General features: G+C 70.5%; 16 protein-coding genes. 7 read left to right on the top strand and 9 right to left on the bottom strand.

Going from position 1 to position 25990, the window contains the following annotated elements; genetic code table 11:
• Positions 1-8: 8 nt before the first annotated feature.
• The 4 genes from gshB to rsmI form a co-directional block, all read right to left on the bottom strand.
• Complete coding sequence (gshB, locus tag QFZ27_RS06390) at positions 9-962, bottom strand: glutathione synthase (protein WP_429225256.1); 954 nt, start codon at positions 960-962, stop codon at positions 9-11.
• An 8-nt stretch (positions 963-970) separates the two neighbouring features.
• The gene (locus QFZ27_RS06385; protein WP_429225255.1) at positions 971-1789 is read right to left on the bottom strand and encodes a SirB1 family protein; all 819 of its coding nucleotides are present in this window, start codon (positions 1787-1789) and stop codon (positions 971-973) included.
• Between the two features lie 211 nt (positions 1790-2000).
• Positions 2001-2387 (bottom strand): YraN family protein, encoded by a 387-nt coding sequence (locus QFZ27_RS06380; protein WP_429225254.1) that lies wholly within the window; start codon positions 2385-2387, stop codon positions 2001-2003.
• Entirely contained in the window at positions 2377-3339 is a 963-nt protein-coding gene (gene rsmI, locus QFZ27_RS06375) for a 16S rRNA (cytidine(1402)-2'-O)-methyltransferase (protein ID WP_429225253.1), read from the bottom strand. Before rsmI ends, QFZ27_RS06380 begins: the two co-directional genes overlap by 11 nt.
• Before the next feature lie 59 nt (positions 3340-3398).
• Between rsmI and QFZ27_RS06370 the strand changes: the two genes are divergently transcribed.
• The 3 genes from QFZ27_RS06370 to QFZ27_RS06360 all read left to right on the top strand — a co-directional run bounded on the left by QFZ27_RS06370 (position 3399) and on the right by QFZ27_RS06360 (position 7014).
• Entirely contained in the window at positions 3399-4538 is a 1140-nt protein-coding gene (locus QFZ27_RS06370) for a penicillin-binding protein activator (protein WP_429225252.1), read from the top strand.
• Between the two features lie 84 nt (positions 4539-4622).
• A complete protein-coding gene (locus QFZ27_RS06365) occupies positions 4623-6218 on the top strand; it encodes a CYTH and CHAD domain-containing protein (protein WP_429225251.1) in 1596 nt (531 codons plus the stop codon).
• 163 nt (positions 6219-6381) lie between these two features.
• Positions 6382-7014 carry a nucleotide-binding protein gene (locus QFZ27_RS06360; RefSeq protein WP_429225250.1) on the top strand — a complete coding sequence of 211 codons (633 nt, stop codon included), beginning with the start codon at positions 6382-6384 and terminating at the stop codon, positions 7012-7014.
• Positions 7015-7275: 261 nt separating this feature from the next.
• On the opposite strand, the gene QFZ27_RS06355 is transcribed toward QFZ27_RS06360, so the two are convergent.
• Both QFZ27_RS06355 and QFZ27_RS06350 read right to left on the bottom strand, forming a co-directional pair.
• Positions 7276-7665 carry a RidA family protein gene (locus QFZ27_RS06355; protein WP_429225249.1) on the bottom strand — a complete coding sequence of 130 codons (390 nt, stop codon included), beginning with the start codon at positions 7663-7665 and terminating at the stop codon, positions 7276-7278.
• Positions 7666-7686: 21 nt separating this feature from the next.
• On the bottom strand, positions 7687-8571 hold the full coding sequence (locus tag QFZ27_RS06350) for a PhzF family phenazine biosynthesis protein (RefSeq protein WP_429225248.1): 885 nt from the start codon (positions 8569-8571) through the stop codon (positions 7687-7689).
• A 257-nt stretch (positions 8572-8828) separates the two neighbouring features.
• Between QFZ27_RS06350 and QFZ27_RS06345 the strand changes: the two genes are divergently transcribed.
• Both QFZ27_RS06345 and QFZ27_RS06340 read left to right on the top strand, forming a co-directional pair.
• Complete coding sequence (locus QFZ27_RS06345) at positions 8829-9725, top strand: LysR substrate-binding domain-containing protein (RefSeq protein ID WP_429225247.1); 897 nt, start codon at positions 8829-8831, stop codon at positions 9723-9725.
• A gap of 143 nt (positions 9726-9868) precedes the next feature.
• On the top strand, positions 9869-10642 hold the full coding sequence (locus QFZ27_RS06340) for a winged helix-turn-helix domain-containing protein (protein WP_429225246.1): 774 nt from the start codon (positions 9869-9871) through the stop codon (positions 10640-10642).
• Between the two features lie 12 nt (positions 10643-10654).
• On the opposite strand, the gene QFZ27_RS06335 is transcribed toward QFZ27_RS06340, so the two are convergent.
• The 3 genes from QFZ27_RS06335 to QFZ27_RS06325 form a co-directional block, all read right to left on the bottom strand.
• Entirely contained in the window at positions 10655-11395 is a 741-nt protein-coding gene (locus tag QFZ27_RS06335; RefSeq protein WP_429225245.1) for an SDR family oxidoreductase, read from the bottom strand.
• A 70-nt stretch (positions 11396-11465) separates the two neighbouring features.
• On the bottom strand, positions 11466-12050 hold the full coding sequence (locus QFZ27_RS06330) for a TetR/AcrR family transcriptional regulator (protein WP_429225244.1): 585 nt from the start codon (positions 12048-12050) through the stop codon (positions 11466-11468).
• A 57-nt stretch (positions 12051-12107) separates the two neighbouring features.
• Entirely contained in the window at positions 12108-12383 is a 276-nt protein-coding gene (locus QFZ27_RS06325; RefSeq protein ID WP_429225243.1) for a hypothetical protein, read from the bottom strand.
• Positions 12384-13030: 647 nt separating this feature from the next.
• On the opposite strand from QFZ27_RS06325, the gene QFZ27_RS06320 reads away from it, so the two are divergent.
• Together QFZ27_RS06320 and QFZ27_RS06315 are read left to right on the top strand one after the other, a co-directional pair.
• Complete coding sequence (locus tag QFZ27_RS06320; RefSeq protein WP_429225242.1) at positions 13031-19009, top strand: hypothetical protein; 5979 nt, start codon at positions 13031-13033, stop codon at positions 19007-19009.
• 567 nt (positions 19010-19576) lie between these two features.
• Positions 19577-25582, top strand: a complete 6006-nt coding sequence (locus tag QFZ27_RS06315; RefSeq protein ID WP_429225241.1) for a hypothetical protein — start codon at positions 19577-19579, stop codon at positions 25580-25582.
• Positions 25583-25990: the final 408 nt, after the last annotated feature.

Below are 25990 nucleotides of genomic sequence, written 5' to 3'. Positions count from 1 at the left end.
GCCCCGCCCTACCCCTTCATCCCCGCCCGGCGGGCCTCGATCGCGTCCCACAGGACGGCTTCGATCTTGACCCCGTCCAGGCGGTTGATCTCGTGGATGCCGGTCGGGGAGGTGACGTTGATCTCGGTCAGGTAGTCGCCGATCACGTCGATGCCGACGAAGATCTGGCCGGTGGCCCGCAGATCCGGGCCGATGCGGGCGCAGATCTCGCGCTCGCGCTCGGTCAGCGCGGTCTTCTGGGCGCGGCCGCCGACATGCAGGTTGGCCCGCGCCTCGCCCTCCGACGGCACGCGGCTGACGGCGCCGACCGGCTCGCCCTCGACCAGGATGATGCGCTTGTCGCCCTGGCGGATCTCCGGCAGGTAGCGCTGGATCATGATCGGCTCGCGGTACATCCGCTCATAGACCTCGAGCAGCGCCACCAGGTTCTCGTCGTCCGGCCGGATGCGGAACACGCCGGCGCCGCCATTGCCGTAGAGCGGCTTGACGATGATGTCGCCATGCTCGCGCCGGAAGGCGCGGATCTCGTCGCGGTCGGAGGTGATCAGGGTCGGCGGCATCAGCTCCGGATAGTGCGTGACCAGCAGCTTCTCCGGCGCGTTGCGCACCTCGCGCGGGTCGTTCACCACCAGGACGCGGTCGGCGACATGCTCCAGCAGATGCGTCGCGGTGATGTAGCCCATGTCGAAGGGCGGATCCTGGCGCATCAGGATGACGTCGACGGCGCCGAGATCGACCGTCTCCCATTCGGCGAAGCTGAAATGGTTGCCGCGCACCGCCTGCACCGTCAGCGGCCGGGCCTTGGCGGTGAGACGGCCGTCGCGCAGCGACAGGGCCCGCGGCAGGTAGTGCCACAGGCGGTGGCCGCGCGCCTGCGCCTCCAGCGCCATGGCGAAGGTCGAATCCCCGCCGATGTCGATGGTCTCGATCGGGTCCATCTGGATGGCGACGGCAAGGCCCATGATTGCTCTCAATTGAGACTGGTGCGGAAGGACTGGAGCAGGATCGCGGCCTCGTGCCGCTGGACCTCCGGCTCGCCGGGGGCGGAGACGTAACGGTCGAGGGCGTCGATCGCGGCGCGCATGTTGCCGAGCCGGGCGTAGAGGATGCCGGATTCGCGCAGCAGCGGCGCATGCAGCGGGGCGAAGCGGCGCATCGCCTCGATTACCGACACCGCCTTGGCGAAGTCGCCGGCGCGGATGTGGCGGACCTTCAGGTTGTTCTGCAGCCGGAGCAGTATGTCGCGGTCGGACACCGGCTCGTAATGCTCGGGCATCAGCTCGGCGCCGGCGTCGAGCACGGCCTTCAAGAGGTCGCGCAGCTCGCCCGGGCCGCGATTCATGCCGGCATGGAACGGGTCGAGGATGGTGCGGGCGCCGCCGGCGTCGAGCCGTACCAGGAAATGGCTCGGGAAGTTCAGCCCGACCATGGTCCAGCCTTGGGCCCGCGCGACGTGCAGATAGAGGATGCCGAGCGTCACCGGCAGGCCCTTCCGCCGGTCGATCACCCGCATCAGATTGGCGTTCTGCAGGTCGTCATAGCTGTCGAGGTCGCCGGCATAGCCCCAGCGCCGCGCCAGCACCGCGGTCATGGCCTCGGAGGGCGGCAGCCGCTCGGCCTCGCGCGTGACGTCGCCGACCAGCTGGTCGAGGTGGCGACGATACCAGTCGAACCCGACGCCGCGCGGCCGGTCGAGCGCCGCCAGCGCCAGCGCCGCCTCGGCGAGATCGATGGCGTCGTCCGGCTGAGCGCCGGCGCGGTCGAGTATCGACTGGATCGTCGGGTCCATAGGTTCTGACTTAGCCCGACTCCGTCGCTGATTCCACTACCGATCGAACCGGCTGCCGGGTGAAATCTCCGAACCACCCCCCTTCTGTCATTGCCGGGCTTGACCCGGCAATACCAGGGGCCACCCGGAGCGGCTTCGACATCTCTGGATGCCCGGGTCAAGCCCGGGCATGACAGTTTGTAGAGATATGCTCGCTCACCCGATGGCCCTGCTACCGATCGACCTGCCAGGCGTCGGCAATATGGACAGGCCAGCGCCAGGGCCGCACCACCACCAGATCGAAGCGCAGGTCGTGGTCCCGGGCGTAGCGCGGCTGCTGCGCCAGGAACAGCGTCGCCGCCCGCTGCAGGCGCTCGCGCTGGCGCGGCTGCAGGGCCAGGAGGCCGGCGGTGAGGTCGGGCCGCGCCTTGACCTCGACGAAGGCGACGGTGCGGCCGCGCCGGACGACGATGTCGACCTCGCCGAGCGGCGTCTTCAGCCGCCGCGCCAGGATGCGCCAGCCCTTGGCCCGCAGCAGCCACGCCGCCGCTTGCTCGGCCTTGAGGCCGAAGATCTCGGCCCGGCGGCGGGAGTCGTCGCGGGGCGCGTTATTTCTCATCGTCGGCGAGATCGAGCGCCAGGCGGTAGACCTCGCGCTTCGGCTCCCCGGTCGCCGCCGCCACGGCCTCGACCGCGTCGCGCAGGCTCATGCTGGCCAGGGCGCGGCGCAACTGGCCGGAGAGGTCCTCCTCGCTCGGTCGCGCCGCTTCGCCGGGCGGGCCGATGACGATGACGATCTCGCCCTTGGGCGGCCCGGCCTCGGCGTAATGCGCCGCCAGCTCCGGCAGCGGGCCGCGCCGCACCTCTTCGAACAGCTTGGTCAGCTCACGCGTCACCGCCGCCTCGCGGTCGCCCAGCACCGCCGCCAGATCGGCGAGGCACTCCGGCAGCCGGTGCGGCGCCTCGAACAGGATCAGGGTGGCGGCGATCGGCGCCAGCTCGGCCAGGAAGGTGCGACGGGCGGCGGATTTCGGCGGCGGGAAGCCGGCGAACAGGAAGCGGTCCGACGGCAGGCCGGACAGCAGCAGCCCGACCAGCGGCGCCGAGGCGCCCGGCAGGCAGGTCACCGCCAGCCCCTGGTCCCGCGCCGCCCGGGCCAGCTTGTAGCCGGGATCGGAGATCAGCGGCATGCCGGCGTCGGAGACCAGCGCGATCGCCTCACCCTCGGCGATCCGGCGCAGGATCTTCGGCCGCATCTCGGCGGCGTTGTGCTCGTGATAGGGAATCAGCCTGGTGCGGATGCCGTGGATCGACATCAGCCTGCCGGTCGTGCGGGTGTCCTCGCAGGCGATCGCGTCGGCGCCGCGGAGCAAATCCAGCGCCCGAAGCGTTATGTCGGCGGCATTGCCGATCGGGACCGCGGTCAGGTACAGGCCCGGCGCGGGTTTGTTCGACGCCGGTTTGCTCGGCTCCGGTTTACTCGGCGATGCAGCGCCGGTAGGGTCGGCGGCAGAGGGCCGCCGCTGCCCGGCGCCGCTGGATGGTCGAGAGTGAGGGGGCGTCCGTGACAATATTTGCGACAATCGCAGGGGGATCGATGGGCCGGGGTCGGTCGAGGCTGAACCGCCTCGTGCGTCTTGCAGGCGCCGCCGCGATGGCCGCGGCGCTCGCCGCCTGCGCCCAGACCGTACCGAGGCCGACCCCGATCACGCAAGCGCCGACGCTGGCGCCCAACGCGCCGACCCGGCCGGATGACGGCGTGCTGCGGGTCGGGCTGCTGCTGCCGCTGTCCGGCGGCAGCGCTTCGCTGGGCGAGGCGATGCAGCGCGCGGCGCAGATGGCGGTGTTCGACACCGGCACCCAGGTCGAGCTGCTGCCGCGCGACACCGGTGACAACCCGGCCACCGCCGGCGAGGCCGCGCGGTCGGTGATCGCCCAGGGCGCCGACATCATCCTCGGGCCGCTGTTCAGCAAGTCGGTCAGCCCGGTGGCGCAGCAGGCCCGTTCGGCCGGCATCAACGTCGTCGCCTTCAGCACCGACACCGCCCAGGCCGGCGGCAACGTGTTCCTGATGAGCTTCCTGCCGCAGCAGGCGATCGACCGGATCGTCGGCTACGGCGCCAGCCAGGGCATGCGCCGCTTCGCGCTGCTGGCGCCGCGATCGGCCTATGGCCAGATCGTCAGCCGGGCGCTGACCGAGGCCGCCGTCAAATACAATGTCGAAGCGCCGGTGATCGAGCTGTACGACAGCAAGCTGTCCGACCCGACGGAGCTGCAGCAGAAGCTGCAGGCGACCCAGGTCGACGCCGTGATCGTGGCCGATGTCGGCAACCGGCTGAGCGTGGTGGCGCCGATGCTGGGCTATTCCGGCATCACCGCCAAGCTGATGGGCACCGGCCAGTGGGACGACCCGCAGGTCAACCGCCAATCCTATCTGGCCGGCGCCTGGTACGCCGCGCCCGATCCGTCGCGCCGCGCCGATTTCGAGAGCCGCTACGCCCAGCAGTTCGGCGGCCCGCCGCCGCGGCTGGCGACGCTGGCCTATGACGCGGTGGCGCTGACCGCGTCTCTGGCCAGCCAGCCGGCTTCCGGCAACCCGTTCAACGCCACGGCGCTGCAGGACCCGAACGGCTTCGTCGGCATCGACGGCATCTTCCGCTTCGGCCCGAACGGGCTGGTGCAGCGTGGCCTGGCGGTGCTGGAGGCGCAGCCGACCGGGCCGACCGTGGTCGAATCGGCGCCGGACAGCTTCTCCGGCGCCGCGTTCTAGGACCTTTTAGGCATTCTCCGGGGCGGTGTTTTAGGATAGGTACGGGGCTCCGGCGTCGTCGACGCCGCGAGCCGGGAGATGCCGATGTCGATCGTTCAGCCGAGCCGGCCGAACGAGCAGCCGGGCGGCGGCGGGCTGCCCCCCGAAGCCCCCGTCGAGATCGAGCTGAAGCTGCGCGTGGCGCCTGGCGACCTCGACCGGTTGCGCGGCGCCGATGTGCTGACGCGGATCGCGGCCGGGCCCGGCACCACCCGGTCGCTGACCTCCTTCTACTACGACACGCCGGACTGCGCGCTGCAGCGCCGCGGCATCACCCTGCGGGTGCGCCGCATCGGCCAGCGCTTCGTCCAGAGCCTGAAGACCGAGCGCCGCGGCGACGGCCTGGCCCGTGGCGAGTGGGAGGTGGCGCTGCCGGCGATGGCGCCGGCGCCCGACGCCTTCGACGACCCGGAGGCGAAGTCCCTGCTGGACGGCGTCCCGGTCGAGGCGCTGACCCATCTGTTCACCTCGCGCATCCAGCGCGAGACCCGGATCCTGTCGCTGCCGGATGCGGTGGTCGAATGCGCCTTCGACACCGGCACGGTCGAGACCCGCGACGCCAGCGACCCGGTGGCCGAGGTCGAGCTGGAGCTGAAAGAGGGCCGCGCCGCCGCCCTGTACCGGCTGGCGCTGTCCTTCCTGGACGAGGTGCCGCTGCGGGTCAGCGAGGTGACCAAGGCGGAGCGCGGCTATCGCCTGGTGGCGCGCCGCCCGCCCGGGGTGATGTACGACCCGAAGACGCCGGTGACCTCGCGCATGACGGTGGACGAGGCGATCGCCACCGTGCTGGCCCGCTGCCTGCGGCACTGGACCGCCAACGAGGCGGCGGCCGAGGATGGCGGCGACCCCGCCGGCGTGCACCAGATGCGGGTGGCGCTGCGCCGGCTGCGCTCGGCCCTGACCCTGTTCAAGAAGACCGTGCCCTCGCCGACGCTGGACTGGCTGCGCGACGAATCGAAATGGCTGGCCGGCGCGCTGGGCCCGGCGCGCGACTGGGACGTCTTCCTGGGCGCCACCATCGAGCCGCTGGACACGATGCGGCCGGACGACCCCGGCATCGGCGCCCTGCGCGCCGCGGCGCAGCGCCAGCGCGAGGCCGGCTATGCCGCGGTGCGCCAGGCCCTGGCCGATCCGCGCTGCGCCCGGCTGCACCTGACGCTGGGCGAGTGGCTGGAGCGGCGGGGCTGGCGCGACCATGCCTCGACCGCGACGCTGACCGCGCTGGTCGAGCCGATCGACGGGCTGGCCGGGCGGCTGGTCGCCGGGGCGCACCGCAAGGTGGTGACCCGCGGCCGCCACCTCGCCCGGCTCGACCCGCCCCAGCGGCACGAGGTGCGGATCGCGCTGAAGCGGCTGCGCTACGCCATGGACTTCTTCCGGCCGCTGTATCCGGACAAGCGGGCCAAGCCCTTCGCGGCGCAGCTGTCGAAGCTGCAGGACGCCTTCGGCCATCTCAACGACGTCGCCACCGCCGAGGCGCTGCTGCAGCGCGTGGCCGCCGATTCCGCCGACCCGGCGCTGCATCGGGCCGCCGGCATGGTGCTGGGCTGGCACGCCCGCGGCGCCGAATCGACCGAGCCGGAGCTGCTGGCGCAATGGGACGCCTTCCGCGCGGTCAGGCCGTTCTGGACGAAGGAGTGACGGCGCTGCGTCCGCCCCTCGCCGTCATTGCGAGGAGCCGAAGCCGACGAAGCAATCCATGCTTCCGCTCTTGCCGCCCTGGATTGCGTCCCCCGGCTCAAGGCCGGGGTCGCAATGACGGAATGGGAAATTGCAGAATGACCGCGCCAATGGGGGAACCGGCATGATTTCCGTGCTCGTCGCGAACACCAAGGGCGGCTGCGGCAAGACCACGATCGCGACGACGCTGGCCTCGGCCTTCGCCGGGCAGGGTCATTTCACCGTCCTGGCCGATGTCGACCGCCAGCATTCCAGCCTGGACTGGGCCAGGCGGCGGCCGGATGCCGCCCCGGCCCTGGCCGGGCTGGACTGGGCGAAGTCGGACTTCGATGTGCCGAAGGACGCCGAGCGGCTGGTGATCGACGCCCCGGCGGCGCTGAAGATGAAGGATGTCGAGGCGCTGCTGAAGATCGCCGATGTGATCGTCCTGCCGGTGCTGCCCTCGGCCTTCGACGAGGGGGCGACCCGGCGCTTCCTGACCCGGCTGGAGGAGCTGAAGCCGATCCGCAAGAGCCGCGCCGCGGTGGCGATCGTCGGCAACCGGATGCGGGTGCGCACCCGCGCGGCGGCCCAGCTGGACGCCTTCCTGGGCGGGCTGGGCCACACGGTGGTGTCGCGCATCCGCGACAGCGCCGCCTATACCGACGCCGCGGCCGACGGCCTCAGCGTGTTCGACCTGCGCGGCCGCCGCGCCGAGGACCTGCGCGCCGACTGGGCGCCGCTGCTGCGCCATATCGAGCAGGCGGGGGCGGGCTGAGCAACGACATCGGCTGAAAGCAAAATGAGTCCCCCCTCCCCTCGCGGGAGGGGGTTAGGGGGAGGGGGTTTTCGACGTCAGGGCCGGCCCGAAACCTGGCGATTGGATTCCCACGGTGAAACCTCTCCTGTGCCCATTCGCGCGCGGACGCGCGCAGACCCCTCCCCCTGCCCCCCTCCCGCAAGGGGAGGGGGGACTAAAAGGAGAGGCATCAGCTATTCTGAAAAGATCCCGCCAGGCGGGAGAGGCAACGCGAAGCCCTCACCCCTGCGCCGGCAGCCGCGCCGTGGCTTCGATCTCGACGCGCATATGCGGCTGCACCAGCTGGGCGAAGATGGTGGTGTTGGCCGGGCGCGCCGCGTCGCACTGGCGGCGGATGATCGGCACGATGCGCTCGAACTCGGCCTGGCTGGTGACGTAGATCACCACCCGCACCAGATGCTCCAGCCCCGCCCCCGCCTGGCCGAGCGCCCAGGCGATGTTGCGGAAGCAGTTCTCGCACTGGCTCTCGACATCCTCCGGGAAGGAGAAGTCGGTGGCGTCGAAGCCGGTGGTGCCGGAGACGAAGACCCAGCCATCGGCCACCACGGCGCGGGCGTAGCCGGCGCGGTCCTCATAGGGCGAGCCGGTGAAGATGCGGGTTCCGATCATAGTCTGTCCTTTCGGTGAAAATCAGAGATACAGCGCGCCGCCGGCGACGGTGACGCAGCGGCCGCGCAGCTCAACCCGGCCGTGTCCCAGCCGCACCGCGATGCGGCTGGGCCGGCCGAGCGCATGGCCCTGCTCGATCGCGACCTCGCCGGACGCCGGCACCAGGCCGCGTTCGGCGAGATGCCAGGCCAGGGGACCGGCGGCGCTGCCGGTCGCCGGATCTTCCCACAGCCCGACGGTCGGGTTGAAGAAGCGGGCATGGGCCGCGGCCGAAGCGTCGATCGGGTCGAGGCTGTACAGGTAGCAGCCCTGCGCCCCGGCGCGGCGCAGCTCCGCCAGCAGCCGGGCGGCGTCCGGGCCGGCCGCCGCCACGGTCGCACGGTCGCAGGCCTGGACCAGGAGATGCCCTGCGCCGGTCGAGACCGTGCGGGCGCCGGGCAGCAGGTCGCCGCCGCGCAGCCCCAGCGCCGCCGCCAGCGCCGCCGGGTCGGGATGCTCCGCCAGCGCCTTCGGCTCGCCCTGGGTCAGACCGATCGCGGCGAGCCTGCCGCCCCGGGCCTCGACCGCGACCGGCAGGAGCCGGCCGCCGAGCTGCTGGGTGAGCGCCACGCCGTCGCCGAGCGGGCCGAGCCGCCCCGATTCTGCCAGCCACCACCAGGCGCCGAGCGCGTTGTGGCCGGCGCCCGAGACCTCGGCCCCGGCCGGGGTGAAGGAGCGCAGCCGGGCCGCAGCGCCGGGCTCGGTCGGCGCCAGCAGGAAGGTGGTCTCGGACTGGTTGAGCTCGCGCGCGATCCGGCGCAGCAGGGCGTCGTCGAGCCCGTCCGCCTCCGGCACCACGGCCAGCGGATTGCCGGCCAGCGGTTCGTCGGCGAAGACATCGACCAGATGGAACGGGACGGTCATCATGGCACGGCCTTGAATTGGTCTCAGGATCCGGCGGCATCATTTCGTTGCAACGGCGCCGGATCCAAGCGAGAAGTCCTCAGCATTATTGAGAAAAGCTCAACCGGTGCCTTGCGAATGGATGTTCGGTTCCTTGCCCGTCATGGCGAGCGAAGCGTGGCCATCCGGGGGCCGGTGCGAGCCACCCTGGATGGCCACGCCCCTGCGGGGCTCGCCATGACGGGGTTAAAGTTTCGGCTCTCTGATATCGGGAGGTCGTGATGCCCCTGCCCTCCCTGAACGCGCTGCAGGCCGCCGAGGCGGTGGGACGGCTCGGCTCGCTGTCCCGCGCCGCGGCGGCGCTGGGCGTGACCGCGAGCGCGGTGAGCCACCGGCTGCGCGGGCTGGAGCAGCAGCTGGGCCTCGGCCTCTTCGAGCGCGGCGAGGCCGGGCTGGTGCCGACCGCGGCCGGGCGGCGCCTGCTGCCGGGCCTGAGCGAAGGTTTCGGGCGCATCGCCGCGGCGGTGGCCGAGGCGACGGCGCAGGAGCGCGGCACCGTGACCGTCACCTGCGGCCTGGCCTTCGCCGCGAAATGGCTGGTGCCGCGGCTGGTCGGGCTGGCCGTGCGCCACCCGGAGCTGGAGGTGCGGCTGGTCACCACCAGCCGGCTGGTCGAGTTCGACCGCGAGGACGTCGACCTGGGCATCCGCTTCGGCCGCGGCCGCTGGCCCGGCCTGAAGGCCGAGCTGGTGGCGCCGCAGCCGCTGATCCCGGTCGCGAGCCCTGCGATCGCCGCCGCCCTGGCCGATCCATCGACTGGCCCGGGGGTGCCGCTGATCGAGGACGAGCAGAGCCTGTTCGGCTGGGATGCCTGGCTGGCGGCCGGCGGGCCGGCGACCGGCGGCCCCGCCAGCCTGGCCGGCCATCCGCGCCGGCGCTTCCCCGACGCATCGCTGGCGGTCGAGGCCGCCCTGGCCGGCCACGGGCTGTGGCTGGCCTGGCCGCTGCTGGTCGACGACGCGCTGCAATCCGGCCGGCTGGTGCATGCCTTCCCAGACCGGATCGAGGCCGGCCTGGGCTACTGGCTGGTCTCCACCCCCGCCCGCTGGCGCCGCCCGGAGGCCGCCCGGTTCCGCGCATGGATCACCGGCACGATCGGGGAGCGGCAGCCGGGCTGACTGTCGCGCGGTGAGACCTGGCCGTGCGGCATGCCGGTGGTGCGACGACATGGACCGTAACGTCCGCTCGTAGGTTGCCGAACGGCAGGCGCAAGCATCTTGGCAGCGGCCGGAAGTCTCCGGACTGTGGAGCGTCTCCCATCATGAACATCGATACCCCGGTAACCCAGGCGACCGACGTCCTGGCAAGCTTCGGGAGTGAATATCCGACACGAATCCTGGTGATCAAAGGCGACCCGGTCACCGCAGGCTCGATCGCCGGCTATCTCGACCGCTACGGATTTCGAGTCCGAACGACATCGAACCTGCAGGACGGGCTGCGCGGCCTGGCCGCGAGGGGGCCGGATCTGGTGATCCTGCATCTCTGCCGGGCCGAGGGGCTGGAGACGCTGCGCGCGATCCGGTCGCAGTCCGACGTCCCGGTGATCACCATCACCCAGGACGACGAGCTCGACCGCGTGCTGAGCCTCGAGCTGGGCGCCGATGACTGCATCACCGCCCCCGTCGGGCTGCGCGAGCTCGTCGCCCGGGTGCGGGCCGTGCTGCGGCGGCGGCTGGTCGCCTGGCCGGGACCGGGAGGCGGGCCGGATCGGGACCGTGGCCGCGTCCGCTTCGGCGGCTGGGTCCTCGACCGCCGCCTCCGCAGCCTGACCGATCCGGCCGGGTCGCCGGTCAGCCTGTCGAAGGGCGAGTATGCGCTGCTGGTCGCCTTCATCGACGCGCCGCAGAGGCCGCTCTCGCGCGTGCAGCTGCTGCAGGCCACGCGCCTGCACGAGGACATCTTCGACCGGTCGATCGATGTCCAGGTGCTGCGGCTGCGGCGGAAGCTGGAGGCCGACCGGGGCGCGCCGCGGCTGATCAAGACCGAGCGCGGCGTCGGCTACGTCTTCACCGCGTCCGTCGAGCATCTCTCCTGAGAATTACTGGCGTCAGAGCACGAAGCCGCCGTCGATGGTGAGGCTGGCGCCGGTCATGTAGCCGGACTCGTCGCCGGCGAGATAGGACACCAGCGTCGCGACCTCCCGCGGCTGGCCGACGCGGCCCAGCGGCACCATCCCGGTCAAGGCGGGGATATGCCCTTCGGTCATGTCCGTGTCGATCGGCCCCGGCTGGATGTTGTTGACGGTGATCCGGCGCGGCGCCAGGTCGAGGGCGATGCCCTTGACCATGGTGGCCACCGCCGCCTTGGTCATGGCGTAGACGCTGCTGCCCCGGATGCTGGCCCGGATCGCCGTATTGCTGCCGATCGTGATCACCCGGCCGCCGTCGCGCATCTGCGCCGTGGCCGCCTGGATCGCCAGGAACACGCCGCGGATGTTGATGGCGAGCATCCGGTCGAGGTCCTCCAGGCCGAACGCGTCGACCGTGGCCAGGCGCAGGATGCCGGCATTGACCACCACGGCGTCGATCGGGCCGAAGCGCTGAACCGTCCGCGCCACCGCGGCGCGGATCGCCGCCGGGTCGGCGCTGTCGGCCTCGACCGCCAACGCCCGGCCGCCGCCTTCCTCGATGGTCCGGACCAGCTGCTCCGCCTTGTCCGGCCGTGAGACATAGGTCAGGGCGACCGCGAACCCGTCCTGGACCAGCCGCGTCGCGGCCGCGGCGCCGATGCCGCGCGACCCTCCGAACACCAGCGCCACCTTCTGCCGAACCGCCATGTCGTCGCTCATCTTCGCGTCCATTCTTGACTGATTGGTCCATAATTGATCATGACAAAGCCGGCCGGAGCCGGCCGGCCTTCTATCGTGCCGTCAGGCGATCGATGGCGAAGGCCGCCATCCGGCGCAGATCCGCGAGCCCGGCGCCGCCGCGCGCGGCAAGCTGCAGCCCGGTCATCGTCATCCCGACGAAATCCGCGGCATCCCCGGCGTCGATCTCCCGGGCGATCTCGCCGCCCGCCTGGCCTTCGCGGATACGCTCGACCAGCCGGGCCCGCAGCGGCGCCGCCGCCTTCGCCCCCAGCACGGCGACATCCGGATCGGACGCGCCGAACTCGCCGACCGAGCCCACGCCCATGCAGCCGAGGCCCCGCAGCGCGTCATCCTCGGCGATCAGGCCGAGCAGCAGGTCGCGAAGGCCGGCCAGCGGCGAGGCGGGGGCGCGCAGCCGCTGCAGATGGCCGGCGACCGTGCCCTGCTGATAGGCCTCCAGCGCCTCGAGATACAGCCGCCGCTTGTCGCCGAAGGCGTTGTAGAGGCTCTGCCGGCCGATCCCCATCGCCTGGACCAGGTCGTCGGTCGAGGTCGCGGCGAAGCCGCGGGCCCAGAACACCCGCATCGCCCGCTGCAGCGCGTCGTCGCGATCGAATTCTCGTGGTCTCACCATGCGATATGGATAAGGATTATGGACTAATCAGTCAATAACGATCCAGCCGGGATCCGATCAGAGTTCGCGGTCACGCGGGCATCTGCCGTCGGCAAGCAGCCCGTCAGTGCGGAATAACGCAGCGAGTCCGCATGACAAGTAACGGCCGAGCTGTGCCATCGGATCGCCAAAGGCAAAACGACGATCGAGCGTCACGATCAAGACCCCGTCGAAGCCAGAATCCGGACCCGCGGCTGTCGTCGAGATAACAGGCGGTTCGATCGCGACCGGCCAGGGCCAGGGGCTCACGGGGGACAGCAACGATCCGGGCAGTTGCTCATTGCTGCCCTGCAACACGCTTCCGGTCGACAGCTACGGGGTCGTGGTCCCGAGTACACCGCCGATGTCGGCAGCTCCTTCCTCAGCCAGTCCGCCAGCGCAAGAGCCGCCTACCGCTTCTCACGGCGAGGGGCGTCGACGATTATCCGGGCCTGCTTCGATCTGGCGATCATCAGCCTTCAGCCGTGAGCGGAGATGAGGCCAGGCACTCGCGCGGCGCCTCTGTGACAGCGAAATGAAACCGCCGCCGTTGATTGTCGAGCCGGCCATGGGGTTCTGTCTCGACAGCAAAGCAGCGCTGGAGGGCCAAATACTGTCAAATGATAGACCCTTGGCCGGATCTGGACCCATCGATTCACCCCAACTGGATCTATGGCCGGGATACGTACGGCAATAGCCTTCGCTCGGCCGCGCCTGTGGGATGAGCGGTGACATTTGAGCGGGGGGCTTAGGGGATCATGGCGGAAAGATTGTCCGGGACAGGCTTCAGGCCTGGCGCGAGCCTGGCCGACGACGCGGTGGCGAGGCTTTCCGGCGCCCCGAGCCGCCGGGCGCAGGCATCAGCCGCGAGCCCGGCAGCCTTCGGAGCAGCGCCGCCACGTCAACCTGTCCTGCATCGCCGCCTGGTCGCCGGGCTGCTGGGAACCGCAGCCTGGCTCGCCATGCCGGACCCGGCCGCGGCGCAGAGCTGCCCGCAGGGCATCTACTACGACTGCGTCTTCGGCACCGCGGGACAGGGGGGCGGGACGGATTTCGGTGGCCCGGGCGGCCCGGGAGGAACGGTCAACGCGCCGACGGTCTCGGCCACGAGCGCGGCTGAGGCTCCGTCCGGCGACAACCTGCCCGGCTTCCTGGCCTTGGGCCAAGGGGGGGCCGGAGGGACCGGCGGAGGGAACAGCGACGGCGCCGGGGGCGTCACGGGCGGCGTCGGCGGCGGCGGCGGTGCGGTCACCGGCATCGTCGGCATCATCCTGGCCGGCGCGACTGCGAATGCCGTCACCGCGACCACGGCGGGTGACAGCTCGCCCGGCGCCTATGCCATCAGTCTCGGCGGCCAAGGCGGTCTCGGCGGCTATGTAGACACCGGCCTGGGTGGTGACAGCAAGAGCGGCGCGGGCGGCGCGGGCGGAGCGGCCGGTGAAGTCGTTGTCGGCGGCGATATCGGCGACGCCTCGGTCGGCCTGACCGCCATCATCACCACCGGCGGCACCTCCTCTCCCGGCATCGTCGCCCAGTCCGAGGGCGGTGGCGGCAACGGCGGCGGCGGCGGAAATGGCCACTTCAGCGGTGGGAACGGCGGGAACGGTGGCGCTGCGGGCGCGGTGACGGTCACCGTCGGCAATGGCTCCGTCATCACGACGACGGGGGATAGTTCCGTCGGCATCCTGGCGCAGTCTCTCGGCGGGGCAGCCGGTTTGGGTGGAGCAGGAAACAACGACAGCGGCGGCACGGGCGGCACGGGCGGCGATTCGGGCACCGTGACGGTGAACAACAGCGGCTCGATCAGCACCCAGGGCCAGACGGCCCATGGCATCGTCGCACAGTCGCTGGCCGGGGGCGGTGGATCCGGCGGCGCCTCCTGGGGTCTCTTCCACTCCAACGGCGGCTCGGGGGCCACAGGCGGTACCACTCTGGGAGTTGGCGTCGAGAACAACGGAACGATCGCGACGTCCGGCCCGAACGCGCATGGCGTTCTGCTTCAATCCATCGGCGGCGGCGGCGGCGCCGGCGGCGGCGCCAGCGGTCCGATCTCCAGCCTCGGCGGCAGCGGCAGCACCGGGGCCGCCGGCGGCACGGTGGATTTCACGTCGAGCGGCATGATCACCACCAACGGCATCTCGTCGATCGGCGCGCTGGGCCAGTCGATCGGCGGCGGCGGCGGCGACGGCGGCGGCGCAACCGGCGGTTCCGTCACCCTTGGCGGCAGCGGCGGGACGGCGGCGAGCGGCGGACAGGTCACCGCCTCGCTCAACCAGGGCACGGCCATCCAGACGACGGGCGACAACGGCGTCGGGGTGGTCATGCAGTCGATCGGCGGCGGCGGCGGCAATGCCGGCCATGCTGCCAGCGGGTCGATCTTCACATCCTTCGCGGTCGGCGGCACCGGCGGAAAGGGCGGCGGCGGCGGCAATGCCACCATCGCCGCGAACGGGGCGACGATCGTCACCCAGGGGTCCAAGGCACCGGGCCTGATTGTGCAGTCGATCGGCGGCGGCGGCGGCAACGGCGGCCAGGCCTTCGCCGGTTCGATCGGGGTCGGTTTGGACGCGTCGGTGGCGATCGGCGGCGCGGCCGGGGCGGGCGGCAATGCCGGCACGGCGGCCGTCACCGTGGCGAACAGCGCGATCGCCACGGGACAGGCGTCGGCGCTGGTCAACGGCGTGGGCAGCGGTCCGTCCTCCAACGCGCTGCCGATCGACAGCATCGGCGTGCTGGTCCAGAGCATCGGCGGCGGCGGCGGGACCGGCGGCACGGCGGTCGCGAAAGCCGTCTCGATCGCCCCGCCGACGGGCGACGACACGGCCTCGCTGTCCATCGCCACGTCCTTGGCCGGGCAGGGCGGATCCGGCAATGAAGGCGGGTCCGCGCAGTTCTCCCTGTCGAACGGCGGCAGCATCGTCACCAGCGGCGCGGGCTCGACCGGCGTACAGGTCCAGAGCATCGGCGGCGGCGGCGGCGAGGGCGGCGATTCCTCGGCGATGGCGGCGGTGCTGGGCTATGGGGCGAACGGCGCGCCCAAAGACACGCAATCGCTCGGAATGACGCTCAGCTTCATGGTCGGCGGCACAGGCGGCAGCGGCAGCAGTGGTGGAGACGTAGAGGTCGCGGTCGGCGGTACCGTCTCCGGCGGGGCGGATCAGGGCGGCAGCGCCCCGACCTCCATCGTCACCTATGGCGATTATGCCGACGGGATCAAGGCGCAGTCGATCGGCGGCGGCGGCGGCAATGCCGGCTTCGGCAGCGGCAGCACCCAGGGCTTCGGCACGTCGGCGACCACGTCGCTGAGCGTCACCCTCGGGTCGAAGGGGGGAACTGGCGGCGACGGCCAATCGGTGACCGCCGACCTGTATGCCGGCAACGGCATCCTGACCTATGGATCGAACGCCATGGGCCTGCTGGCCCAGTCGATCGGCGGCGGCGGCGGCTCCTCCCAGGGCGGGTCGTTCAACGTCGTCCAGAGCTTCTCGGGGGACGACAAGACCGTCAAGCCGGGGGGCAATTTCAACCTGGGCGGCAATGGCGTCAGCGGCGGCACCGGCGGCACGGTGACGGTCGATGTGGCGGCCCCGATCATTACCTATGGCGGCGACGCGACCGGCGTGCTGGCGCAGTCGATCGGCGGCGGCGGCGGGGTCGGCGGCTCGGCCGGCTCCGACGCATCCACGGACAACCCGATCGTCACGGCCTTGCAGGCCCGTGAGTTCGGCAGCGACATCTCGGCCACCTTCGAGGGCCTGAACAACAGCGGTTCGGTGCCGGCCGTGAACGTCACCCTGGGCCTGTCGATCGGCGGCACCGGCGGGTCGGGCGGTACCGGCGGATCCGTCACGGCCGGGCTTTCGGCCCCGGTCGCGACCTCCGGCGACTGGGCCCAGGGCGTCGTCGCGCAATCGATCGGCGGCGGCGGCGGCAAGGGCGGCACCGCGGCCGCGACCGGCACCGGCAATTTCGCCGAGATCTCGACGAATTTCGTCCATGCCATCGGTGGAACCGGCGGCAGCGGCGGCGACGGCGGCGTCGTGCAGATCAATTTCGACCAGGGCGTATCCGTGGCCACGGGCGCACCCAATGCGCAGGGCAACGTCATCGGCGGGTTCGCCGCGGCCGCCGTGGTCGGGCAGAGCATCGGCGGGGGCGGCGGCATCGGCGGCGACGGAACCGACGTCGCCACCGGCACCATCACGGTGGGCGGCGCGGTCCAGGGCAGCAGCAACAACGACGACACCGGCGGCGGCGGCAATGGCGGCACCGTGAATTTCGCCAGTTCGAACAGCAGCACGGCGAACATCACCACCGCCGGCGCCGCGGCCGACGGCGTGGTGCTGCAGTCGGTCGGCGGCGGCGGCGGCATCGGCGGCGCCGGCTCCTCCTTCTGGTCCCAGAACGGCGGACCCCAAATGCCGGGCCAAGCCGCGGGCGGTTCGCCGAACCAGCCGCTGAAGCTCAATGTCGGCGGCGGCGGGAAGGCCAATGGCGACGGCGAAGCCGTCACCTTCGATTCCAGCAACGGCTCCGTCGCGATCTCGACATCGGGCTACAGCGGCTTCGGCATCCTGGCGCAGAGCATCGGCGGCGGCGGCGGCCTGGTCAGCGCCAATCGCAGCACGTCGACCCAGATCACCGAAGTCGGCGGGCTGGGCACCGGCAATGGCGGGCCGGTCAATGTGACCCTCGGCGGCGGCAGCCAGATCAGCACCTCCGGCACCGGCGCGTTCGGCATCTTCGCCCAGTCGGTGGGCGGCGGCGGCGGCGCCCTCCGGGTCATCGGCTACCCGGGCGACGTCCCCGGGCTGGCGACCGGTTACACCAACGGGAACAATACACCACAGTTCAACCCCTCCACCGGCAATGGCGGCGCGGTGAACGTCACGATCGATCAGGGCGCTTCCATCAACGCGAGCGGGCCGGGCTCGATCGGGATTTTCGCGCAGAGCGTCGGCGGCGGCGGCGGGCTGATCACCAACGGCAACGGGATGTTTGCGGGCGTCCCCCTGATTGGCCATGGCAGCGGCAGCGCTATCGGCGGCCCCGTCACGGTGACGGTGAACGGCTCGGTCTCGGCCACGGGTCAGAACGGGATCGGTATCTTTGCCCAGGTCGCGGGCTACGGAACCTCGATCCAACGCGCGAATGTGCAGATCAACAACTACGACAACGTGGGCACCACAGTCTCCGGCGGTACGGGATCAGGCAGCGCGGGCGTCTGGATCGACACTCCGGCGAACGGTCAGTTGGCCTATGTCACGAACGACTGGGGCACGATCACGACGGCCGACGGAAGCAGCGGCACGGCGATCATGGTCACCGGTGGCGGACAGGTCGCCATCGCCAACAACAGCGGCAACGTCGACGGCACCCCCATCACTGGCACCATCATCGGCAGTGTCCTCACCAATGGAGGCCAGATATGCAATAACGGTACCTGCTACACCCCCAGCAGCCTCAATAACAAGGGCACGTGGATGGCTGGTTCCGAAGCACAGGTCAACGTCATCAACAGCGGCATCGTCAATCTCGGCCTGCCGGGCGAGCTGCGAAATACCCATGTCACCGGGGATTTCATCCAGACCCGGGAAGGCCGGCTGGGCGTGACCGTCGACTCGCTCAACAAGACGGCCGGCCACCTGCAGGTCGACGGCACGGCAACGCTGGACGGCAAGATCGTGCCGACGGTGCTGACGCTGCTGCCGGGCGCGCTGCCGGTGGTGACCGCGGGGCACCTCACCTCTACCGCCGACGGGCTGGACGCGATGCTGTTCCATTGGGACACGGCCCAGTCCGGCAACACCCTGACCCTGGCGCCACGGTCGGACTTCAAGCCCGGCGGCGTGGCGCTGAACGGCAGCCAGTCCTCGCTGGCCGGCTATTACGGCCGGGCCTGGGACAATGGCGACAAGGCCTTCGCCACCCGCTTCGCCCAGCTGTCGACGATCAACGACCGCAGCGACTACAAGGCGGCGCTGGATGCCTGGTCCAGCAAGGCGGCGCATGCCCAGTCGATCGCCCTGGCCAATTCGGCCGGCACCATCCTCGGCGCGGCGATGAGCTGCCCGGTCTTCATCGACGACAGCGTGCTGCTGGGCGAGGACAACTGCGCCTGGGCCAAGGTCACCGGGCGCTGGACCGACCAGTCCTCCACCAGCGACACCCAGGGCTATTACGTCTCGGGCACCACCTACCGGATCGGCGCCCAGCACGAGATCGCCCCCGACTGGTATCTCGGCGCCTCCTTCGGCTTCGGCCAGAGCTGGGCGCGGATGGATGGCGGCTCCTCCGGCAACGGCGACACCTATGACGGGTCGGTCACGGTGAAGCGGGTCATGGGGCCGTGGCAGTTCGCCGGCTCGGTCGCCTTCGCCGGCGGCTCGTTCGAGGCCGACCGGCGGGTCGACATCCCCGGCATCGCCAGCGAGACGCTGAAGAGCGATCCCAGCATCTTCCTGGCCGGCGGCCGGCTGCGCGCGGCTTACGAGTTCGCCTTCCAGGACTGGTACATCCGGCCCTATGGCGATCTCGACGTGGTCTACACCGACCTGCCCGGCTTCCAGGAGAAGGGCGACGACCTCTACGCGCTGGATGTGCGCGGCAGCAGCAAGACCAGCGTGGCGCTGTCGCCGATGGTGGAGTTCGGCGGCCGGCTCGACCTGGATACCGAGACCGCGCTGCGGGCCTATATCGCCTTCGGCATGAGCTACCAGCCGGACAATACCCGGACGATCCATTCCAGCTTCGCCGGGGCGTCCTCGGCCAACGGCACCTTCAGCGACCGGATCGACTCGCCGGACGTGCTGGGCCGGATCGATGTCGGGCTGCAGCTGTTCCGGGCCGGCGGCTTCGAGCTGAAGGGCGAGTACACCGCCGATATCGGCGGCGCCTTCCTCAGCCAGTCCGCCAGCGCAAGAGCCGCCTACCACTTCTGACGGCGAAGACCATCAGCGAGCCGGGCCGCGGGGGAAACCCGCGGCCCGGCCTGCTTCGATCTGGCGATCATCAGTCTCCCGGCCGTGAGCGGAGAGGAGGCCAGGGCACTCGCGCGCCGCCTCTGTGACAGCGAAATGAAACCGCCGCCGTTGATTGTCGAGCCGGCTATGGGATTCTTGTCTCGACAGCAAAGCAGCGCCAGAGGGCCAAATACTAGCAAATGATAAGTCCTTGGCCGGATCTGGACCCATCGATTCCCCCCAACTGGATCTATGACCGGAATACGTAGGGCAATAACCTTCGCCTCGGCCGTTCCCGTGGATGAGCGGTTTGCATTTGAGCGAGGGGTTGGGGGGATCATGGCGGAAAGATTGTCCGGGACAGGCTTCAAGCCTGGGGCGAGCTTGGTCAACGACGCGGTGGCGAGTCTTTCCGGTGCCCCGAGCGGCCGGGCGCAGGCATCAGCTGCGAGCCCGGCAGCCTTCAGAACGGCGCCGCCACGTCAACCGGTCCTGCATCGGCGCCGCCTGATCGCCGGGCTGCTGGGAACCGCAGCCTGGCTGGCCATGCCGGACCCGGCCGCGGCGCAAAGCTGCCCGCAGGGGATCTACTACGACTGCACCTTCGGCACCACAGGAGCGTCGGGTGGGTCCTTCGGCGGTCCCGGCAGCGCGGGAGGAACGGTCAACGCGCCGACGGTCTCGGCCACGAGCGCGGCTGAGGCTCCGTCCGGCAACAGCCTGCCCGGCTTCCTGGCCTTGGGCCAAGGGGGCGTCGGAGGGGTCGGCGGATCCAACAGCGACAGCGCCGGAGGCGTCACGGGCGGCGTCGGCGGCGGCGGCGGTGCGGTCACCGGCACCGTCGGCATCATCCTGGCTGGCGCGACTGCGAATGCCGTCACCGCGACCACGGCGGGTAACAGCTCGCCCGGCGTCTATGCCGTCAGTCTCGGCGGGCAAGGCGGCATCGGCGGCTATGTAGAGACCGGCCTGGGTGGTGACAGCTCCGGCGGCGCGGGCGGCGGGGGTGGCGCAGCCGGTGACGTCGTTGTCGCTGGCGATATCGGCGACTCCTCTGTCGGCCTGACCGCCATCATCTCGACCGGCGGCACCTCCGCTCCCGGCATCGTCGCCCAGTCCGAGGGCGGCGCGGGCGGCGACGGCGGCACCGGAGATGGTGAGAAATTCAAGGGCGGGGACGGTGGGAACGGCGGCGCCGCGGGCGCGGTGACGGTCACCGTCGGCGACGGCTCCGTCATCACGACGACAGGGAACAGTTCCGTCGGCATCCTGGCGCAGTCTCTCGGCGGGGCAGCCGGCCTGGGGGGATACGGAAACAACGACAGCGGCGGCACGGGCGGCACGGGCGGCGATGCGGGCACGGCGACGGTAAACAACAACGGCTCGATCAGTACCCAGGGCCAGGCGGCCCATGGCATCGTCGCACAATCGCTGGCCGGGGGCGGCGGATCCGGCGGCGCCTCCTGGGGTCTCTTCCACTCCAACGGCGGCACCGGGGCCGCAGGCGGCACCTCCGACCAGGCCAGCGTGGAGAACAACGGTACGATCACGACGATCGGCCCGAATGCGTTCGGCGTCCTGCTTCAGTCCATCGGCGGCGGCGGCGGCGCCGGCGGCAGCGCCAGCGGCGTGATCGCGAATGTCGGCGGCAGCGGTGGCTTCGCGGCCGACGGCGGCACCGTGAGCTTCACGGCAGGCAACGGCGAGCCCTGGACCACGAGTGACGACAGCATCACGACCAGCGGCATCTCCGCCATCGGTGTTCTCGGCCAGTCGATCGGCGGCGGCGGCGGCGATGGCGGCGGCGCGTCCGGCGTTGCCGTGACCATCGGCGGCACCGGCGCGGGCGGTGGCAACGGCGGATGGGTCGTCGCCGCGCTCGACCCCGGCTCGCAGATCAGCACGTCGGGCGACGGGTCCGCCGCCGTCGTGATGCAGTCGATCGGCGGCGGCGGCGGCAACGCCGGCAATGCCGCAACCGGGGGGCTGTTCGCCGGGGTCACGATCGGCGGCGCGGCCGGTGACGGAGGCAATGGCGGACCGACCCAGATCACGTCGACCGGGACGACGATCACGACCGCCGGCTCCAAGTCGCCCGGCCTTGTCGCGCAGTCGGTCGGCGGCGGCGGCGGAAACGGCGGCCAGGCCTTCGCCGGCTCGATCGGACCCGGCTTTGCGGCCGACGTGTCGGTCGGCGGTACGGCCGGCGCCGGCGGGGCCGGCGGTACGGTCGAGGTCGCGATGACGGGCGGCTCGATCGCGACGGGCCAGGATCAAGGGCTCACGGGCGACAGCAGCGATCCGAGCAGCTGCTCATCGCTGCCCTGCAACACGCTTCCGGTCGACAGCTATGGGGTTGTGGTCCAGAGCATCGGCGGCGGGGGCGGTCTCGGCGGGTCGGCGATGTCGAAGGCCGTGGCCATCGCGATCCCGGTGACAGGCGCCGGCAGCCAGGTCGGGGTGGCCGCTTCAGTGGCCCTGGGCGGGAAAGGCGGCAGCGGCGGCGCCGGCGGAACCGCGCAATTCTCGCTGTCGAACGGCGGCACGATCACCACCAACGGCCAGGGATCCACGGCCGTGCTGGTCCAGAGCGTCGGCGGCGGCGGCGGCGCCGGCGGCGACTCCTCCGCGAGCGCCGCAGTGCTGGGATATGGTGCGTTGTCGGTCCCCAAGGGCGCGAACTCGGAAGGCTTGGGGATCACCGTCTCGATGGGCGGCAGCGCCGGTGGCGGCGGTGCGGGCAGCGCGGTGGGAGTCGCGCTGGGCGGCACGGCCACATGGGACCAGACCCAGAATCAGGGCCAGGGCGGTTTCGACCTCACCCCCGACCAGGGCCTCGCCCCGACCGCCATCGTCACCTATGGCGACTTCGCGGACGGGCTGAAAGCGCAATCGATCGGCGGCGGGGGCGGCGATGCCGGGACCGGCAGCGGCAACACGCAGGACTTCGGCACCGGAGCCAGCGGGGCGGTCAAGGTCACCTTGGGCTCGACAGGCGGGTCCGGAGGCGCCGGCGGCGACGTGCAGGCCAGTCTCTTCGCCGGAAACGGCATCACGACCTATGGTTCGGGGGCGGTCGGCATGCTGGCGCAGTCGGTCGGCGGCGGCGGCGGCACGTCCCAGGGCGGCTCCTTCAGCCTCGCCCAGACCTACACGCCAAGCACGGATGACGACGAGCCGAAGGCCCCGACCATCAAACCGAGCGTGACGGTCGACCTCGGCACCACGGGCGCCAGCGGCGGTGCCGGTGGTGACGTGGCGGTCAGCGTGCAGGCCCCGATCACCACCTATGGCGGTGATGCGACCGGCGTGCTGGCGCAGTCGATCGGCGGCGGCGGCGGGCTCGCCGGATCGGCCGGGGCCGACGCCTCGGCGGACAATCCGATCCTTCCCGACCTGAAGGCACGGCAACTGGTCAGCCAGGTCGCGAACTTCTTCGACGGCAAACCGCCCTCGATCAGCACGGCCTTCACTCTCTCGATCGGCGGAACCGGCGGGGCCGGCGAGACCGGCGGCACGGTTTCGGTGGATTTGTCGGCCGCGATCAGCACAGCGGGGGATTGGGCGAACGGCGTTGTCGCGCAGTCGATCGGCGGCGGCGGCGGCAAGGCCGGAACCGCCGCCGCGACCGGCACTGGGCCGTCCGATCAGATCTCGATCGATCTCACGCATCTCGTCGCCGGGAAGAGCGGCAGCGGCGGCGACGGCAACACCGCTGCCGTGAATCTGGACCAGGGCAATCCGAACATCGGCACTGCGGGATTCGGCGCAGCAGCGGTGGTGGTCCAGAGCATCGGCGGCGGCGGCGGCATCGGCATCGACGGTTCCGACCGCGCGACGGGCGAGATCGCCGTGGGACAGAGCCGCAGCGGCAATAAGGGCGCCAGCGGCGACGGCGGTGCGGCGCAGGTCATCGACACGAACTCCAATTCCTCCACCATCGCCACCAGCGGTCAGGCGGCCGACGGCGTGATTCTGCAATCGATCGGCGGTGGTGGCGGGATCGCGGGTGCCGGCAGCAGCGTCTTCGACACGTCGTGGAGCCCGTCGGGTACGCTGAACCTTTCGGCAGGCGGCGGCGAGGACGGCGACGGCGTTGGCGGCACAGTGACGTTCACGTCCCAGCCAAGCCTCGCGATTTCGACGACAGGCAACAATTCATCCGGAATCCTGGCGCAAAGCATCGGCGGCGGCGGCGGCATCGTCACCAGTCAGCCGGCCGCAAGTTCAGTGGACTTGTCCATCGGCGGCTGGAACAGCAGCGGCAATGGCGGATCCGTCACGGTGCAGAGCGGCCCGATCACGACAGGAGGCATAGGCGCGCAGGGCATAGGCGCGCACGGCATCGTTGCGCAATCGATCGGCGGCGGCGGCGGCGTCATCCGCCTCGTGAACGCCGCCGGAGACACCCCGCAGTTGCAGGCGGACATTCCCTACAGCTTCGGGAACGGGCATGCGAGCAGCGGCTCGGGTGGGGATGTGACCATCACGGTTCCCGAATACGGGGACATCAATGTCATGGGAGCAGGCGCAATCGGCATTGTCGCGCAATCGATCGGCGGCGGTGGCGGGCTGATCCAGGACGGCAGCGCGATCTATGCCGGCTCGGTCGCCACTTCCACCAGCAACTCGGGCGGAGCCATCACGATGAGCGTGAATGCTTCCGTTACCGCGACGGGTCAGAACGGAATTGGTATCTTCGCGCAGAGCACGGGCAGCGCTGCCGGGACGAAGAACGCTGCCGGCTCGACAGGCCGCACCGACATTGTGATCAACAACTACGGCAATCTGGGCACGACCGTGTCCGGCGGCACCGGATCGGGCAGCGTGGGTGTCTGGGTCGACACGCCGGCGAACAGTCCGACGGCCTGGGTGACGAATGACTGGGCCACGATCACGACGGGCAACGGGACCAGTGGCACGGCCATCCAGGTCACCGGTGGCGGACAGGTCGCCATCGCCAACAACAGCGGCAACGTCGACGGCACCCCCATCACTGGCACCATCATCGGCAGTGTCCTCACCAATGGAGGCCAGATATGCAATAACGGTACCTGCTACACCCCCAGCAGCCTCAATAACAAGGGCACGTGGATGGCTGGTTCCGAAGCACAGGTCAACGTCATCAACAGCGGCATCGTCAATCTCGGCCTGCCGGGCGAGCTGCGAAATACCCATGTCACCGGGGATTTCATCCAGACCCGGGAAGGCCGGCTGGGCGTGACCGTCGACTCGCTCAACAAGACAGCCGGCCACCTGCAGGTCGACGGCACGGCGACGCTCGACGGCAAGATCGTGCCGACGGTGCTGACGCTGCTGCCGGGCGCGCTGCCGGTGGTGACCGCGGGGCACCTCACCTCCACCGCCGACGGGCTGGACGCGATGCTGTTCCATTGGGACACGGCCCAGTCCGGCAACACCCTGACCCTGGCGCCACGGTCGGACTTCAAGCCCGGCGGCGTGGCGCTGAACGACAGCCAGTCCTCGCTGGCCGGCTATTACGGCCGGGCCTGGGACAATGGCGACAAGGCCTTCGCCACCCGCTTCGCCCAGCTGTCGACGATCAACGACCGCAGCGACTACAAGGCGGCGCTGGATGCCTGGTCCAGCAAGGCGGCGCATGCCCAGTCGATCGCCCTGGCCAATTCGGCCGGCACCATCCTCGGCGCGGCGATGAGCTGCCCGGTCTTCATCGACGACAGCGTGCTGCTGGGCGAGGACAACTGCGCCTGGGCCAAGGTCACCGGGCGCTGGACCGACCAGTCCTCCACCAGCGACACCCAGGGCTATTACGTCTCGGGCACCACCTACCGGATCGGCGCCCAGCACGAGATCGCCCCCGACTGGTATCTCGGCGCCTCCTTCGGCTTCGGCCAGAGCTGGGCGCGGATGGACGGCGGCTCCTCCGGCAACGGCGACACCTATGACGGCTCGGTCACGGTGAAGCGGGTCATGGGGCCGTGGCAGTTCGCCGGCTCGGTCGCCTTCGCCGGCGGCTCGTTCGAGGCCGACCGGCGGGTCGACATCCCCGGCATCGCCAGCGAGACGCTGAAGAGCGATCCCAGCATCTTCCTGGCCGGCGGCCGGCTGCGCGCGGCCTATGAGATCGCCTTCGCCGACTGGTACATCCGGCCCTATGGCGATCTCGACGTGATCTACACCGACCTGCCCGGCTTCGAGGAGAAGGGCGACGACCTCTACGCGCTGGATGTGCGCGGCAGCAGCAAGACCAGCGTGGCGCTGTCGCCGATGGTGGAGTTCGGCGGCCGGCTCGACCTGGATACCGAGACCGCGCTGCGGGCCTATATCGCCTTCGGCATGAGCTACCAGCCGGACAATACCCGGACGATCCATTCCAGCTTCGCCGGGGCGTCCTCGGCCAACGGCACCTTCAGCGACCGGATCGACTCGCCGGACGTGCTGGGCCGGATCGATGTCGGGCTGCAGCTGTTCCGGGCCGGCGGCTTCGAGCTGAAGGGCGAGTACACCGCCGATATCGGCGGCGCCTTCCTCAGCCAGTCCGCCAGCGCCCGCGCCGCCTACCACTTCTGACGGCGAGGGCCATCGGCAATGGACCGGGCCGCGGGGGAGACCCGCGGTCCGGTCTTTGTGCCAAGCGACCTGCCGCCAGCGGGATGGTGGATGCCAGCCGGGCATCCACGGATACAAAACTGCAGCACGACGACAGATTATTGCGTTAATAAGAACTTAACTTTCGGCCTATATTCTTGACACTAGGTAGTGTGTCGGCAATGTATCATTGATCAATAAAATTCGTTCTATTGTGATAGCACAATACGAGCGGCAGAATTAATAAAGATAAAACCAAGTGATGGTCGGAAGAGGGGAAGGTATGGTTGGGAATCTCGAGTTGACGGGATCTGATACAGCAGATCCCGCTTGTAGATTAATGGCGGCCTTTCGTAGTGGCGCCTTTCAACTTGCCGGACATCTTCCGAT

Origin of the sequence: Inquilinus ginsengisoli (genome assembly GCF_050434925.1) — a bacterium.
In the GTDB taxonomy this organism is placed as follows: Bacteria; Pseudomonadota; Alphaproteobacteria; order DSM-16000; family Inquilinaceae; genus Inquilinus; species Inquilinus ginsengisoli_B.
The sequence above is the reverse complement of the archived record's forward strand: the minus strand, read 5'-3'. Positions and strand labels throughout refer to the sequence as shown.

Bases quoted from the DNA above. Each gene is read 5' to 3' on its own strand.
- QFZ27_RS06330 (WP_429225244.1), bottom strand. From the start codon at position 12,050: ATGGTGAGACCACGAGAATTCGATCGCGACGACGCGCTGCAGCGGGCG.
- gshB (WP_429225256.1), bottom strand. From the start codon at position 962: ATGGGCCTTGCCGTCGCCATCCAGATGGACCCGATCGAGACCATCGAC.
- QFZ27_RS06335 (WP_429225245.1), bottom strand. From the start codon at position 11,395: ATGAGCGACGACATGGCGGTTCGGCAGAAGGTGGCGCTGGTGTTCGGA.
- QFZ27_RS06315 (WP_429225241.1), top strand. From the start codon at position 19,577: ATGCCGGACCCGGCCGCGGCGCAAAGCTGCCCGCAGGGGATCTACTAC.
- QFZ27_RS06355 (WP_429225249.1), bottom strand. From the start codon at position 7,665: ATGATCGGAACCCGCATCTTCACCGGCTCGCCCTATGAGGACCGCGCC.
- QFZ27_RS06345 (WP_429225247.1), top strand. From the start codon at position 8,829: ATGCCCCTGCCCTCCCTGAACGCGCTGCAGGCCGCCGAGGCGGTGGGA.
- QFZ27_RS06350 (WP_429225248.1), bottom strand. From the start codon at position 8,571: ATGATGACCGTCCCGTTCCATCTGGTCGATGTCTTCGCCGACGAACCG.
- QFZ27_RS06385 (WP_429225255.1), bottom strand. From the start codon at position 1,789: ATGGACCCGACGATCCAGTCGATACTCGACCGCGCCGGCGCTCAGCCG.
- QFZ27_RS06320 (WP_429225242.1), top strand. From the start codon at position 13,031: ATGCCGGACCCGGCCGCGGCGCAGAGCTGCCCGCAGGGCATCTACTAC.
- QFZ27_RS06365 (WP_429225251.1), top strand. From the start codon at position 4,623: ATGTCGATCGTTCAGCCGAGCCGGCCGAACGAGCAGCCGGGCGGCGGC.
- QFZ27_RS06360 (WP_429225250.1), top strand. From the start codon at position 6,382: ATGATTTCCGTGCTCGTCGCGAACACCAAGGGCGGCTGCGGCAAGACC.
- QFZ27_RS06340 (WP_429225246.1), top strand. From the start codon at position 9,869: ATGAACATCGATACCCCGGTAACCCAGGCGACCGACGTCCTGGCAAGC.
- QFZ27_RS06380 (WP_429225254.1), bottom strand. From the start codon at position 2,387: ATGAGAAATAACGCGCCCCGCGACGACTCCCGCCGCCGGGCCGAGATC.